Origin of the sequence: uncultured Jatrophihabitans sp., from assembly GCF_964251945.1 — a bacterium.
GTDB lineage: Bacteria > Actinomycetota > Actinomycetes > Mycobacteriales > Jatrophihabitantaceae > Jatrophihabitans.
This window is the reverse complement of the sequence record NZ_CAXULP010000002.1, coordinates 243315-257893: the sequence shown is the minus strand read 5'-3', so window position 1 is coordinate 257893 and position 14579 is coordinate 243315. Positions and strand designations below refer to the sequence as shown.

Below are 14579 nucleotides of genomic sequence, written 5' to 3'. Positions count from 1 at the left end.
CGGGCTATCACTTCTGCGCCGAGGATGACGACGTCGGAGCCGGCGACGACGTCGGAGCCGGCGACGGGGCCGCGGCCGGCGACGGGGACTCGGCCGGCGATGCGCCCACCGGCCCCGTCCCGCCGGCGCCCGAGTCGGCCGGCGTCCCCACTATCCCGCGGGTGACACCGAGTGCGTTCTCGACATCGGCGTGCACGTTGTCTCGTTCCCCGGACGCCCCGTCGTTTGCCTTGTCGTCTCGACTGACGACGACCGTCCTGGCCGGGCGGGCCGAGTAGTCGACAGTGTCGGTCCCGGCGCCGCCGTGCAGGTCGTCCGCGCCGTTCGGAGCGCTGCCCTGCACGAACGTGTCGGCGCCTGCGCCGCCGGTCTCGATGTCGTTGCCCAGCCCGCCGTCGAGGGTCGCCGGCGCGGTGACGGCCGACCCCACCGTGAGGGTGTCTGCGCCCGCTCCGCCGTCGAGCTCGATCCGGCTGGTGATGCTGGACGAACTGAACGTGAGGCGGTCGGCGCCCGAACCACCGACGATGCGATCGAAGCCGGGCCGCAGGAAGTCCTGACCGGACGTCCCACCGGGATTGCGTGAGTCGCTCGGCCCGCCGTCGTCGGCGAATCCGTTGTCGGTGACGACGACGGATTCGGTGTGATCGGCCCAGCTGGCCGTGTCGAACCCGGTCCCCGGCTCGAGGTAGTCGGCGCCGGCGCCGCCCTCGATGAAGTCGTCGCCCGCACCGCCGTCCAGGTTGGAGTCGTTGCCGGCCTGGCCGTAGATCTTGTCGTTGTCGGCCCCGCCCTGCAGGTCGTCGGAGTCGCCGCCACCGTAGAGCGTGTCGTCACCGGCGCCACCCTGGACGACATCGACGCCTGACCCGCCGGTGACGGTGTCCTTGCCGTCCTCGCCGTAGGCGTAGTTCTTCCCGTCGCCGAGATCGATGACGTCGTCACCCTTTCCGCCGTAGACGGTGTCGCCGCCGCCGGCCAGGCGCAGCGTGTCGGGCCCGTCCGAACCTCGCACGATGTCGACAGCGTCGCTGCCGTACACGGTGTTCGGGCCGGCGTCGAGCTCGCTGCCATCTGGGCCGGAGTTGTCGCCGGTGTAGATCGAGCCGCCGTCGGACTCGGCGTAGATGGTGTCGTTGCCGGTGCCGCCTCGGATTACACCGCCGCCGCCGCTTGTCGGGTGGGCCGCGGAGCCCTGCCCACCGTGGATGATGTCGTCGCCGCCACCGCCGCGGATGATGTCGTCGCCCTCGCCCCCGTCGATGATGTCGGCGCTGTCGCCGCCGTAGATCTGGTCGTCGCCGCCGCCGCCGGTGATCTTGTCCGGACCGTTGCCGCCGGTGATCGTGTCGGCGTCGGCGTCACCCTCGAACGTGTCGGCGCCGCCGTTGCCAAGGATGTCGTCCTTGCCCGGGCCGCCGATGAGGGTGTCGTTGCCGGTGTCGACCGCGCCGGTGTAGCGCTGGTTGTACGTCAGATCGCTGATCACATCCGCGCCCGCGCCACCCTCGATCCGGTCCGAGCCGCCGGCGCCGTCCAGCTGATCGGCGCCGTCGCCGCCGCTCAGCGTGTCTGCGCCGCTGTACCCGGTGATCTTGTCTGCGCCGCTGCCGCCGACGATCGTCTCGACGTCCAACCCGACGTTGTCCGCGGATCGGTCCACCGAAGCGCTGCCGTCGTTGGCGACGCCGTCCTTGGTGATCGTCAAAGCCTCGGCACGGTCGGAGTAGTCGGCCGTGTCGCCGCCTGCGCCGCCGGTCAGGATGTCGCCGCCGGCGTCCCCGACGAGGCTGTCGTTGTCCGCCCCGCCGTTGACGACGTCGTCGCCGGACCCGCCCTCGAGTCGGTCGATGCCGTTGCCGCCCAGCAGGGTGTCGTTCCCTGGGCCGCCCTCGAGATGGTCCTTGCCGTTGCCGCCGCGCAGCTCTTCGGCTCCGTTGCCGCCGGTGAGGTGATCGTCGTAGGCGCTGCCGATCAGCACGTCGGCGTCGTTGACGTTGTCGGTGGCGCTTCCGGCGGGGCCGTCGTTGGCGGTGCCGTCGAGTGTCACCGTGACCGCCTTCGTCGACTTGCTGTAGTCCACGGTGTCCCGCCCGCCCTGGCCGAGGAAGCTCTGCGCACCGCTGCCGTCGACCACGGTGTCGTCGCCGTCGCCGCCGACGATCTGCGCCTTGCCCGCGCCGCCGTCGACAGTGTCGTCGCCGTCGCCGCCAAAGATCAGCGCCGTGCTCTTGCCGGCGATGACGTGGTCGTTGCCGGCTCCGGCGTCGACGCGCATCGTGCCGGTGTCGGGGAGCTTGATGTTGTCCGCGGCGCTGCTGCCGTAGACGTTCTCGACAGTGGTGGTGGTGTCCGCCTCACCGGTCGACCCGCTCGTGTGGGCGATGTCGACGGTGACCGCGTCGGTGTGGTCGGAGTAGTCGACGGTGTCGTTGCCGGCCCCGCCGTCGACGGCGTCGTTGCCGCCGCCACCGCGCAGCACGTCGTCGCCTGCTTGGCCGGTCAGCGTGTCGGACCCGTCGCCGGCGTCGAGCGAGTCGTCGCCGGCACCGCCGTCCAGGGTGTCGGCGTAGCTGCCTGACTGCAGTACGTCGCTGCCGGAGCTTGCCGACGTGACCGTGCCGCAGCCCTTGCCGCCGCCGTCGCCGTACAACGCGGCCGGGCCGGTGTCGGCCGTCAGCCGGTCGTTGCCGGCGCCGCCGCACAGCTGGACGGGCAGCGCGTCGTGCTCGTCCGTCCCCTGGTGCACTGTGACGATGTCGTTGCCGCCCTTGAGGTCGGCGACGATCTTCTGCACACCGTCATAGGTCTCGTCCGCGCCGTCGCCGAGCAACTCGACCTTGCCCTTGGCGAGCTGGGTGGCCTCGATGTCCTGGTCGCCGTCGTCGGCCTTGAGGGTCAGCGTGCCGTCCTTGCCGAGCGTGGCCAGCAGGTTGGGGTGGGCCGGGTCGACCTTGGTTCGGCAGAAGGCGGTGAGGTCCGGCTCCTTCCACGGCGTTCCGCTGACGATCGGGTAATAGGACTTGCCCACCGGCGTGTCGATCACGACGCGGACGAAGGCGTCGACCTGCGCTGACACGTCGAACAGACACAGCGGGTTGGGGTTCGTCTGGAATTGCTTGATGAAGTCGGGGTAGCGCAGCTTGTGATCCTGGGTGTCGTCGGTGTGCAGGTTGAAGTCGACGTGCGCGGCGATGCCGCCCTCGGCGCCGACCGAGAAGCCGGGGATGCCGAGCGAGGCGCCGACCGTCAGCTGGCCGGTGACGGTGATCTCCGGGACGTCCACACCCTGCTGGTTGAGGTCGTCGACGTACAGGCCCTGGAGCAGGCCCGCCGCGACGTTGAAGCCCTTCGCGACGCCGGAGGAGTTCGGATCGGTCAACGCCTCGAAGCCCTTGCGCAGGCCGTAGGTGTCGAAGCCGGCTGCGAAGTGCCCGGTGACGCCGAAGGAGCCGCCGATGTAGAGCTGTGCCGGACCGATCGGGTACGCGAACTGCGCGCTGCCGCCGACGCTGAGCTTGCCGGCGTCGAAGTAGACGAGCGGCACGTCTTTGCCGAGCAGCATCTGGAACAGCGACGCCGGGTGGTCGAGCGCCGGGAAGCTGAGCCCGCCGTCGTCCTGCGCATCGTCGAGCGCGCTCGACCCGTCGAACGCGGGCACGTCGGCGAGCACGTTGGTGGTGCTCAGGGTGGACGAGGAGATCAACGCTGCCGCGTCGTTCTGCGGCACCGGGCTGTCGGCCACCGTCGCGGACACGTCGAAGGACCCGATGTCGATCGTCCCGCTTGGCGCGGAGTTGTTGTCGACGGCCTGAACGAGGTCGACCAGCTTGATCACATGCGTGATGAAGTCAAGCCCGTCGGACGACTTGCCGCCGTTCGCGGCCTTGTCGGCCTCCTGCAACAACTCGAGCCAGGTGTATTCGTGCTTGCCGGCGATGTGCGCCGCGTCCGCCAGGCCCGGAACCTTCTCGCGCAGCTTCGCGATCGGCTTCTCCAGCGGCCGGGTGAAGTCGTGCAGCGTTCGCGCGGCCGGCTTGATGAAGTCGGTGACCAGGCTGCCCGCGTCGACGCTGACGTGCTGGAAGTGGATGCCGAGGGTGTTCGTCAGGCGCCCGGCGGCGTCGACCGTCAGCGATCCGTCGATCTTCAGCTCGGTGTGGAACGTCGGCAGCCCGGACGGGGCCACGGTCGGCTTGACCGTTGTGACGTTCAGGTCGACATCGGGTTTGGCGATGATCGACGGCTCGATGTCGGCGCTGCCGAGGTCTTGCAGCGTCAGCCTGCCGTCGGTGCGCTGGGACTTCAGCGCGATCCCGGCGGACACGCTGACGTCGGGATCGGTGTTCCCGGCGGCGTGCGCGTCCTCGATGGCGATGGGCACGAAGGCAAGCTCGCCGGTCAGGTCGGGCTTGCCGTCGACGCGCGGCAGCGAGGCGCTCGCGGTGACGGCCAGCTGCTGGGTGCCGGAGGACGTCGGGATGTAGAAGCCGAGGGTGCGGTCGACGCCGAAGCCCAGGTTCATGGTCAGTCCGGCCGCGCCGGTCAGATTGCCTTCGCTGGACAGTCGCAGGCCGGGGAAGCCGATGTCGAACGGCGGGGCGCTGCCCTTGATCTGCGCGCTCAGCGGGACGTGCACCTCGAAGCTCTGCAGGTGGTCCAACGTCTCGCTGCCGGTGCACGGCCCGATGGCGTCCTGGTCGTCGACGCAGGTCATCACGATCTGCACCTTTCCGTTCAGGATCGGGATGCTGTTGAGCAGGCTGATGGCCTTCGCCTGCGCGCCACCTGTGGTGACGGCGCTGTCGAGCTGGTCGGCGACCTTCTTGACGCTCGGCAGCACGTCGGTGCGGAACTTGCCGATGACGTCGGCGCCGGCGGTGACGTCGCTGCCGAGCAGCGGGATCTTGGTGCCGGCCGGCAGGCTGGACAGTCCGTTCTGCAGCTGCTCGGCCAGGGTCTGCACGCCCTCGTAGATCAAGGCGAATCGGATGCTCTGGTGCGAAAGCTTCTCCTCGACCTCACTGGCATCGATCGTCCAGCTGTCCGGGTCGAGCAGGTCAGCAGCCGTGAACCGGATCGAGCCCAGGCTGGTCGACCCGACGTAGACGGGCAGCACAGCGCACGCGTCGGCGGTGACGCCGGTTGAGCACGAAGCTTTCAGCGAACTGGTGGTCTCGTGGACGGTCACGCCGTCGTGCGGCAGCAGCGAGTCGAGGAAGTCTGTGAGGTCCTGGCTGTCGGCGCTCGAGGTCGGGATGGTGATCCGCTTGCCGGTGGGGTGCGGGGCCTTGACCGCGAATCGCGCAGCGAGCGCGGCGACAGCGTGGTTGGCGCTGTTGCCGATGCTCACCTGCACCGGCCCGAGAGCCGCGGTCAGCATGCCGTCGAGCTTCGCGCCGACGCCGACCTCGAATCCGGAGTCGTCCTGGATGAACAGGCTGGGAGTGCCCGTCACGCGCGGCAGATCGCCGGCATTGGCGCCGGGGTCGACGTCGGGCAGCACCACGCCGAAGGTGAGCGTGGCGCGAGCGTCGAAGTCGACGGTGAGGTCGCCCTGCGTCCCGATGCCGGCGACGCCGCCGACGGTAGAACTCTTGCCGAGCTGGAGGTTGAACGGCGTGCTCAGGGCCGGGGTCGACACGGTGCAGGACGTGCCGAACACGGTCTTGCGGGCCGGCGTGCACGCACCCAGCTTCAACGTCGCCTTGATCGACGCGTGAGTGGTTCCGTTGCGCGGCGTGTAGCTCAGGGCAAGCAGGTTGGCTGCCGGCGAGGTGGACGGGACCCCCAGGGCGGTCGAGAGCACCTGGTTCACCTTGGCCTGCAGGGCCGGCAGGGTGAGGGCGTCGTTGGTGGAAATCAGGTCGTCCAGCGAGTTCTGCACCTTGAGCAGCACGGGGTCGAGGTCGGCGACGCTCTTGCCGATCAGTGGCAGTGGCGTCTCGGTGGTGGTGTCATTGGCGGCGATCGCGCCGCGGATGCGGGTGATCGTCTGCCGGGTGACGCCGAGGATGTTGCTCACCAGCGCCTTGGGGTCGGATGGGTCGAACGCGAACGGCAGGGCGACGTTGGTGAACGCGCTGTCCTCGGTGACCTTCAGAGCGTTCAGGTCGCTGACGTCCGGCCACGCCACCGTGATCGCGCCGGAGCCGATCGGATTGCCGACGATTTCGGCCATCGCATGCAGCACGGTGCTCGGCACCTGTGCGTTGATGGCGGCGGCGAACGGCAGGGCTTTGCCGGTGACGGTGTTCGACAGCTCGGTCAGCGTCACGCGGCCGTCGTTGTTCGGGTCGACGAGACGGACCGCGAGCATGGGCACGCCCGTCGTCTTGCGCGCCAGCAGCGACACGGCGCCGGGGTGCTGCGCGTCGCGGGTGGTGAGCGTGACGCCCAGCACGGAGAGCGTTGCCTTCAGGTTGAGATCGGCGGTGACGGGTGCGTCAGCGGTGAAGATGCTGGGCTTGGCCGTGGTGCCGCCGTTGGTTAGGAAGAACCGGTTGGCGAGTGCGGTGCCGGGTTTGAGATCGAAGCCGAAGCCGAGGTCGAGCGAGTATTGCGGCGCGACGCTGGCGGTCGCGGCACCGGTGAAGCCGGTGATTCCGGTGCCCTTGAGCGTGTCGCCGAAGTCGACCGACGCGGTCTTCGGTGCGGCAGCCGGATCGCTGGACTTGGTGATCGTGAAGAGGATGCGGCCGTTGTCGTAGCGCATCTTCAGCGCGTCGGTCGGCAGGCCGAGCGCGCTGGCGAGCTTCGGGGCCAAGGTCTGCAGCGAATCGATCGCCTGCGCTTTGGCGTTGTCGAGCGTGATCTTGGCGAGCGGGTTGGCCGGGTCGGTGAGCCCGTTGTCGACGAAGAATTTCACGAGGTCCTGATTGACAGAGACGAGCTTGCTCAGCGGCTCTTTGAGGAAGGGCAGCTTAAGGTCGTCTGCGGTCTGCGCGGTCTGGATCGCCTGCGTGACCTGCGCGAGCCCGTTGATCAGGTCGCCCAGCGTCAGGTTGCGGAACTGGTCGAGGTCGGCCAGCTGGACGTCCGGCGCCGAAATGCCGTCGCACAACGTCTTGTCGGCGAGGCCGATGTGCCCGACTGCGAAGCCGTTCTTGCCGCCCAGGCCGGCCAGGGCGCCCTTGACGTCGAGGTTGGCGTGCGCTCCAGTCGAGGTGCAGGCCGTGGTGAACAGGTGGGCCGGGTCGGCGAGCTCGGTCGGATCGATGACGCCGTCGTGGTTGGCGTCCACCAGGGTCAACGCGACGCCGACGTTGGCGTCGACCGTGCCGGTGGCCGCGACCTTGAGCAGCCCGACGTTGAACGCGAGCGGGTTCTTCGCGCCGTCGAAGCTACCCGCGGCGTGCAGTGCGACCTGGCCGATCGGCGCGGTCGGAGTCTTGATGGTGAACGCGTTCGGCGCGGACGGGTCGATGTGCAGCACGGTCTGCGCGCTGAACGCGAGCCCGTCGGAGATGTCCTGGCCCTGGATGCTCAGGTGGTCGGCGAGGAACGCCAGCGGCCCGGACTTGTCGACGGTGACCTTGAGCTTGACCGTGGCGTCGTAGGCGGTGGCCACTGCGTGCGGGGTGATGTCGACGTCGAGGTCGACCTTCAGCCCGGCGACGCCTGTGACGTCATTCGTCGTGTCGCCGTCGCCGTTGATGTCGTCGAGCTTGGTGTCGAGGGCCGCGATGGTCTGCCCCGGCGCATTGCTCAGCGCGGTGATCTTGGATTGCACGCCGCTCGTCCAGCCGAACAGGGTCGTGTAGGCGCTGTCGATGGCTGTCGATCCGCCGAACGGGGTCTTCTTGGCCAGGTCGTTGGCGGCCTTGATCGAGTCGAGCGTGCCGAGGAAGCTGTTCAGGCCGTCCCGCAACGCTTGGACGTGCGACTCGATCACGTCGACGGATTTCGTCACGCTCACGTGGGTCCCCACCAGATGCGCGGTCACCACGTACCGCCCGGACGTCGGCACGACTTGAGCCAGGCGGCAGTGCTGCGTGCTGTGCACGGCCACGGGCAGCGATTGGCCCGTGATCGTCCATTCGATGCGGGCATGCCGCCCGCGGTCAAGCACCGCCGGGGCGCGGCAGGCGTCCAGCTGAATCCGCAGCCGCACAGGCGCAGCCGGTCCGTATGCGACCGTCGCGACCGCCGGTGCGCGCAACGTCGTCACCTCGCTGGTGAACGTGAGATGCGCGGACGCCGACGACGACGAGGCGCCACCGGTGACGACAGCGGCGAGCGCATACGCCGCACCGAAGGCGAGCAGGCCGAGACGGACATAACCGACGCGCCGCAGGAGGGTGAGCAGTCGGCTGAGGTGTCGGACGAGGACGTGCATGGCGGACTCTCCTTGGCTGACGGCGGCGGACTTGCTGCCGAGCAGAAGATGCCGGCGGCCGCTTGCAGCAACCTTGCAAGCGGCTTGCGCGCCACCTGTCATGGCACTGGAACGGCCGCGAGATGCGGAGAATGCCGACTGCTTGTCACCCCGTTCGGCCGGTCCCAGTGATCAACTGGCCGGTCGAACGGGGTGACAAGCAGCGCGGCGCGGTCTAGTACCTCAGCGCTCGCCTAGAACGTCGGCAACAACTTCGTCTGCTCGGCGAGCCAATTCTGCAGATCAGCGCGGTCGGTGCCGCGGGTGGACCCGACATGTAGTTCGACCACGATCGAGCCCTGCCGGGTAACTCCGAAGGCGTCGAAGTAGCCGTCGCGGTCGGGCTTCGGGAATGCGAAGCCGACCGGCTCGCCGTCGCCCGTCAAGTCAGGGATCTGCCGACGGGCCGACGTGTCACCGTCGGTGTTCAAAGAAATGAAGCCGTCGGCTTCGCCTGTGGCGTCGTTGCTGTCGGCGAACCGCAGCAAGATGCAGTCGGCCCAGGTGTGGCCGTTGTGCCATTCCCGGTGACTGATCTGCTGAACCTGGCGTCGGTGCAGAAAGTTGAGGACGAATCGATATTGATCCGGATTGTGAAATTCGCGAGTGTACGCGGTGGCGTCGGGGTTCTCGCTGTCCGCCCACGGGTCGCCGCGCGTCGGAGACTGGCCGCGTGGCACCGGCATGAGGTACCGCGCCAACGGAAGACCGGTTCGGAGCCGAGTAGCGGTCCGCGGCCCGCTCGAACCCGAAGCCGAACCCGAGCCGGTGGCCGAAGCCGAACCCGAACCGGTGGCCGAACAGCTGGTCGCGACCAGAGCCAAGAACGCAATCAGCGCGCTTACGACTCGCTTGCGCATTAATCCACCCGGCTCATCGTCAAGAGACTAAACCTTAGCGTCCCGACCAGGACGTTGTTCGTCGGTCGCGACGGTCGTATTCGTGCAACTTGAGGTGCCAATCCCGCCAGTAGCATCCCCACGACCGGCAAGTACCTGCATACCCTGCCGACCGCCGGGAGCCGACAAGGTACGGACCATCCGCGACTACCCGAAGGACAACGAACACCGCACCATCAGGAATGAACGAAGGCCCCGGAGTCCGGGGCCTTCGTCGTTGTAGCGGGGGTAGGATTTGAACCTACGACCTCTGGGTTATGAGCCCAGCGAGCTACCGAGCTGCTCCACCCCGCGTCGGTGAGAACACCTTACCTGCGCGCCGGCAGCGGCTCCAAACCGGTAAGCGGCCGGCCGAGGCCGTCGCCAGCCGCACGGCCGCATGTGCGGCTGCAAATTGCGGCGACTGCCGCAGCCGCGTCAGCCTGGGCTAGCATCGCTGCGCAGCGGCCCAACCCGGATGCCGCGCTCGGCTCGGAGGACTGTCGTGAAATTGCTCGTCTCGTTGATCGCGCTGGCGACCGCTGGCGCCACGCTGGCCGGCTGCTCGAGCTCAGGCGGCTCCGGCACGACCCAGTCCAGCTCGTCGTCCCAGCCGAACTCGTCCCAATCCAGTCCGTCCCAGTCGGCCAGCCCCACCACGCTGAACGTCTACGCCGCGGCCTCGCTCACCGGCGCGTTCACGACGATCGCCACGCAGTTCGAGAAGGCGCACCAGGGCGCGAAGGTCTCGCTGAAGTTCGGCGGCAGCTCCGATCTCGCCACCGCGATCGCCCAGGCCGCGCCGGTCGACGTGTTCGCCTCGGCGTCGCCCAAGACCATGGCCACGGTGGTCAGTGGCGGCTTCGCGACCGATCCGGTCAACTTCGTCTCCAACAGCCTCGAGATCGCCGTGCCGCCGAGCAACCCGGGCCACGTGACCTCGCTGCAAGACCTCGCCAAGCCGTCGGTCAAGGTGGCATTGTGCGAGCCCAGCGTCCCGTGCGGCGCGGTCGCGGCCCAGGTGTTCAAGAAGGCGAAGATCGCCGTGAAACCCAAGGCGTCACTGCCGGACGTGAAGACCACGCTCGCGACCGTGGAGTCAGGCGAGGCCTATGCGGGCTGCGTGTACGTCACGGACGTGCTCGCCGCGGGCGCCAAAGTGAAGGGCATCAAGGTCCCGGACTCCCTCAATGCGAGCACCGAATACCCGATCGCGGCGCTGACGCACGCCAAGCAACCGGCCCTTGCCAAAGCCTTCGTCGCCTACGTGCTGTCGCCAGCGGGCCGCAGCGTGCTGACCGCGGACGGTTTCAAGGCGCCGTGATTTCGCGCGGCGCGCGGCGCGCGTCCGTGACCGGCCGCCGGACCCGCGCGCGGCGTGCCGCCGGGCTCGGCACGCCGCTGCTCGTCGTGCCGCCGGCGCTGATCGGCGTCGCGTTCCTGCTGCTGCCCACGGTCGCGCTGCTCGTGCGCATGCCGTGGGGCTCGCTTGGCCGGATCTACCGCGGGCAGCACATCTGGACGGCGCTGCGGCTGTCGATCGAATCCTCGCTCGAGGCCACCGCGATCTCGCTGGTGATCGGCGTGCCGCTCGCCTGGGTGATCGCGCGCGTCCGGCTGCCGGGGATGGGGCTGGTGCGCGCGCTGGTCATCGTGCCGCTCGTGCTCCCGCCGGTGATGGGCGGCCTCGCGCTGTTCGCCGCGTTCGGACACTTCGGCCTGCTCGGCAGCGCGATCCGCGCGCTGACCGACGGATCCGATCTGCCGTTCACCTACGCGGCCATCGTCGTGGCGCAGACGTTCGTGTCGATGCCGTTCCTCGTGCTCACCGTGGAGGGCGCCTTCCGGATCGCCGACCGCGGCGTCGAGGAGGCCGCGGCGACGCTCGGCGCCTCGCGAACCCGGGTGCTGTTGCGCGTGACGCTGCCGCTCGTCGCGCCGGCGATCGTCGTCGGCGCCGTCCTGTGCTGGGCGCGCGCGCTCGGCGAGTTCGGCGCGACGCTGCTGTTCGGCGGGAACACGGTGGGCACATCGCAAACCGTGCCGACGGCCGTGCTGACCGTCTACGCGACCAACTCGGCAGACGCGCCCGCGCTCGCGCTCCCTTTGCTGGCCGTCGCGTTGATCGTGCTGATCTCGCTGCGCGACCGCTGGCTGCGGGCCCCGGCGGCGTCATGAGTCTCGAGCTGCGCGGGAGAGTTCGCCGCGGTGAGTTCGAGCTGGCCATCGAGCTCGACGCGGGTGATGGCGAGGTGGTCGCGGTGCTCGGGCCGAACGGCGCGGGGAAGTCGACGGTGCTTCGAGTCGTCGCCGGCCTGCAGGCGCTGGACGAGGGCGTGCTGCGACTCGCCGGCGACGTGGTGGACGAACGCGCCGCCCGGATCTTGACGCCGCCGCAAGGCCGTCGGGTCGGCGTGGTGTTCCAGAACCACCGGCTGTTCCCGCACCTGCGGGTGATCGACAACGTCGCGTTCGGCCCGCGCTCGCGGGGCGCGTCGCGCGCGGCCGCCCGCGCGTCGGCGCGGGAGTGGCTGGCGCGGCTCGGGCTCGACGACCTCGCGGGGCGACGGCCGGCGCAGCTGTCCGGCGGCCAGGCGCAACGGGTGGCGCTCGCCCGGGCGCTCGCCGCGCGACCGCGCACGCTGCTGCTCGACGAGCCGCTCGCGGCCCTTGACGTGCAGACTCGCGCCGAGGTGCAGGGAGAGCTGCGCGCGCATCTCGGGGCGTTCGGCGGGTCGACGCTGCTTGTCACCCACGATCCGATCGAGGCGTTGCTGCTCGCGCGGCGGATCGTCGTGCTCGAACGCGGGCGGGTGGCGCAGGCCGGCTCGCCCGCCGACATCACGACGCGCCCGTTGACGCCGTACGTCGCGCGATTGGTCGGTCTGAACCTGTATCCGGGTCGATGCGCACGCGGCGTGGTGTCGCTCGACGGTGGCGGCGAACTGGTCGCGAGCGAGGCGCCAGAGGGCGCGGTGCTCGCCACGCTGCGGCCGTCGACGATCACCGTGCACGCCGAGGCGCCCTCGGCGCTCAGCGCTCAACGGCTGGGACGCGTGCTGCGGCAACGACAAGGCGGTGCGGCAGGAGCCAACACTTGGCCGGCGACTGTCGCCGGGCTGGCGCCGCTCGGCGACCGGATCCGGCTGAGCATGCACGGGCCGCCGGACGCGACCGTCGACGTCACGGCCGCGACGGTCGCCGAGCTCGACCTCGCACCCGGCCGGCGGGTGTGGCTGTCGGCGAAGACGACGGACGTGACCGCCTACCCCGCGCCCGTGGCAGGCTGAACGGGTGGCCGCCCGGATCACCGTCCGCTACTGGGCCGGGGCCAAGCGGGCCGCCGGTGTCGAGCGCGAGGCCGTCGACGCCTCGAGCATCGGCGAATTGCGCGCGGTGCTCGCCGGCCGGCCGGCCCTCGCCGCGCTCAGCGCGGCGGCGTCGTTCCTGGTCGACGGCCGCCGGTCCGACGACGCGACGCCGCTCGTCGATGGCGCCGAGGTCGACGTCCTGCCACCGTTCGCCGGCGGTTGTTAGCACACCGGGCGACGAACGGTAACCCTCGCGAAACGCCGGGGCTGGATGCTGGCACTGCGCGGAAGATGCCCCCGTCTGCCGCGAGGAGGTGGCGAAATGTCAGATTCTGACTATGTGACCAACGACGGCTGGGTCCGGCAGGTCTGCCGGCCGGACGCGATCGACGACGTGGCCGACCAGTTCGAGCGGCCGGTCGCGACGGCGGCGAAGTCCTTCTGGTCTGCCGACAGTGGCGCGCGCTGGCCGCGCTCGCCGCGTGGCTGGCGCCGGCACGAGTGGCTGCGCGCCCATCCGCCGGAGCGCGTCGCCGGCTGAGCCGGCGCAAGTCGGCCGGCCACCATCCGTCAGCCGGAGACGGTCAGCCGGAGACGGCTGGCCCGGCGCGGTCGATCTCGAAGCGCACGATCACCCGCTGATCGCGCTCCATCGCGGCTCGGTACTCGGCCCAGTCCGGATGCTCGCCGCGCAGCCGGCGGTAATAGTCGACGAGCAGCTCCATCGCGGCGGGCAGCGTGACGATCTCCGCCGTGCCCTCGACCTGCGCCCACGGGCCGTAGAACCGGTCCGTGAAGGCGGTGACGGCCACTCGCGGGTCACGTCGCAGGTGCTTGACCTTCATCGCCGTCTGGCGGGTGCTGACGATGACCCGGCCGGCGTCGTCGACGGCGACCGCGACCGGCGACATGGCCGGCCGGCCGTCACGCCGAAACGTCGCCATGACCGCTTGGGAGTTCTCCCGCAGGAACGCGCGCGCCTCGCCGATGTCCATCGCCGGTCCTCTCCCGAGCCGAAGTGCGTGCCGTCAACGCGCCGGGGCGCGCAGCCCGGTTCGGCGCTGCTCGACGAGCATGCAGCGGTCCTCGACGTAGCGCAGGCCGGCCTCTTGAGCGATCTGGCGTGCCTCTGCGCTGGCGATGCCAAGCTGCAGCCACAGCGCGGTGGCGCCCGCGGCCACTGCCTCGCGGGCGACGTCCGGCGTCTGCTCCGACCGCCGGAACACCTGCACCAATCCGACCGGGCCGGGCACGTCGGCCAGCGACTCGTAGGCTCGCTCGCCGAGGATCGTCCCGCCGCGCGGATTCACCGGGACGATCCGCCAGCCGCGGGATTGCATGTGCTCGGGCACGTAATGCGCCGGCTTGGCCGGCGCCTCGCTGGCGCCCACAACCGTGATGGTGTCGTAGTCGCGCAGCAGCTGCTCGACGGTCGCGTCGACGTCGGTGGAAGCGCTCATACAGCTCACACTACGGTCGGATCCGTGACTGGACCCGGGAAACTCGACTGGCAGCCAGCGGCGCCGTCGCTGGTCGCCACGCCGGTGGCGGCGGCGCTGTCGGACTGGAATGCCGGGACGGTGCTCGCGGCGCCGATCGACGCAGCGCTCGCCGACACGGCCGAATTCTGCGCTCATTACGACGTCGAGCTCGCCGACTCCGCGAACTGCGTGATCATCGCCGGCAAGCGCGGCGAGATAGTCCGCTTCGCCGCCTGCCTGGTGCTGGCGACGACCCGCGCCGACGTCAACGGCGTGGTGCGCAAACGACTGGACTCCCGTAAGGCGTCATTCGCGGCGATGGACGACGCGGTGGCGCTGACCGGCATGGAATACGGCGGCATCGGCCCGATCGGTTTGCCGGCGTCTTGGCCGCTGTTGGTCGATCGGGCCGTCGTCGAACGCGCGACCGTCGTGGTGGGCAGCGGACTGCGCCGCTCGAAGTTGGCCGTGCCGGGCGCGTTGCTCGCCGAGCTGCCGAGCGCGGAGGTCGTCGACGGCCTTGCTTCCTGAC

At 69.9% G+C, this 14579-nt stretch carries 10 protein-coding genes and 1 tRNA gene; 6 read left to right on the top strand and 5 right to left on the bottom strand.

Annotated elements, in window-relative coordinates; genetic code table 11:
* Positions 1–7 precede the first annotated feature (7 nt).
* The 3 genes from ACFFBG_RS06170 to ACFFBG_RS06160 form a co-directional block, all read right to left on the bottom strand.
* Positions 8–8338 (bottom strand): hypothetical protein, encoded by an 8331-nt coding sequence (locus ACFFBG_RS06170; RefSeq protein ID WP_375476723.1) that lies wholly within the window; start codon positions 8336–8338, stop codon positions 8–10.
* Positions 8339–8571: 233 nt separating this feature from the next.
* Positions 8572–9063, bottom strand: coding sequence for a hypothetical protein (locus ACFFBG_RS06165; protein WP_375476721.1), 492 nt, complete (start codon positions 9061–9063; stop codon positions 8572–8574).
* Between the two features lie 433 nt (positions 9064–9496).
* Positions 9497–9570, bottom strand: a tRNA-Met gene (locus ACFFBG_RS06160).
* 190 nt (positions 9571–9760) lie between these two features.
* On the opposite strand from ACFFBG_RS06160, the gene modA reads away from it, so the two are divergent.
* From modA to ACFFBG_RS06135, 5 genes are all read left to right on the top strand, one after another.
* Positions 9761–10579, top strand: a complete 819-nt coding sequence (gene modA, locus ACFFBG_RS06155; RefSeq protein ID WP_375476719.1) for a molybdate ABC transporter substrate-binding protein — start codon at positions 9761–9763, stop codon at positions 10577–10579.
* Positions 10576–11433, top strand: coding sequence for a molybdate ABC transporter permease subunit (gene modB, locus ACFFBG_RS06150; protein ID WP_375476717.1), 858 nt, complete (start codon positions 10576–10578; stop codon positions 11431–11433). The genes modA and modB overlap by 4 nt, the downstream gene beginning before the upstream one ends.
* A complete protein-coding gene (locus tag ACFFBG_RS06145; RefSeq protein ID WP_375476715.1) occupies positions 11430–12545 on the top strand; it encodes a sulfate/molybdate ABC transporter ATP-binding protein in 1116 nt (371 codons plus the stop codon). Before modB ends, ACFFBG_RS06145 begins: the two co-directional genes overlap by 4 nt.
* 4 nt (positions 12546–12549) lie before the next feature.
* Complete coding sequence (locus ACFFBG_RS06140; protein WP_375476713.1) at positions 12550–12792, top strand: MoaD/ThiS family protein; 243 nt, start codon at positions 12550–12552, stop codon at positions 12790–12792.
* A 96-nt stretch (positions 12793–12888) separates the two neighbouring features.
* Positions 12889–13107: a hypothetical protein gene (locus ACFFBG_RS06135; protein WP_375476711.1), complete on the top strand. Its 219-nt coding sequence runs from the start codon at positions 12889–12891 to the stop codon at positions 13105–13107.
* A 43-nt stretch (positions 13108–13150) separates the two neighbouring features.
* Here the strand turns inward: ACFFBG_RS06135 and ACFFBG_RS06130 are convergent, their stop codons facing one another.
* Both ACFFBG_RS06130 and ACFFBG_RS06125 read right to left on the bottom strand, forming a co-directional pair.
* A complete protein-coding gene (locus ACFFBG_RS06130; RefSeq protein WP_375476709.1) occupies positions 13151–13561 on the bottom strand; it encodes a PPOX class F420-dependent oxidoreductase in 411 nt (136 codons plus the stop codon).
* Positions 13562–13594: 33 nt separating this feature from the next.
* Entirely contained in the window at positions 13595–14026 is a 432-nt protein-coding gene (locus tag ACFFBG_RS06125) for a CoA-binding protein (protein WP_375476707.1), read from the bottom strand.
* A gap of 24 nt (positions 14027–14050) precedes the next feature.
* Between ACFFBG_RS06125 and ACFFBG_RS06120 the strand changes: the two genes are divergently transcribed.
* On the top strand, positions 14051–14578 hold the full coding sequence (locus ACFFBG_RS06120) for a YbaK/EbsC family protein (protein ID WP_375476705.1): 528 nt from the start codon (positions 14051–14053) through the stop codon (positions 14576–14578).
* Position 14579: the final 1 nt, after the last annotated feature.

Bases quoted from the DNA above. Each gene is read 5' to 3' on its own strand.
- ACFFBG_RS06170 (WP_375476723.1), bottom strand. From the start codon at position 8,338: ATGCACGTCCTCGTCCGACACCTCAGCCGACTGCTCACCCTCCTGCGG.
- ACFFBG_RS06165 (WP_375476721.1), bottom strand. From the start codon at position 9,063: ATGCCGGTGCCACGCGGCCAGTCTCCGACGCGCGGCGACCCGTGGGCG.
- ACFFBG_RS06145 (WP_375476715.1), top strand. From the start codon at position 11,430: ATGAGTCTCGAGCTGCGCGGGAGAGTTCGCCGCGGTGAGTTCGAGCTG.
- ACFFBG_RS06135 (WP_375476711.1), top strand. From the start codon at position 12,889: ATGTCAGATTCTGACTATGTGACCAACGACGGCTGGGTCCGGCAGGTC.
- ACFFBG_RS06130 (WP_375476709.1), bottom strand. From the start codon at position 13,561: ATGGACATCGGCGAGGCGCGCGCGTTCCTGCGGGAGAACTCCCAAGCG.
- ACFFBG_RS06125 (WP_375476707.1), bottom strand. From the start codon at position 14,026: ATGAGCGCTTCCACCGACGTCGACGCGACCGTCGAGCAGCTGCTGCGC.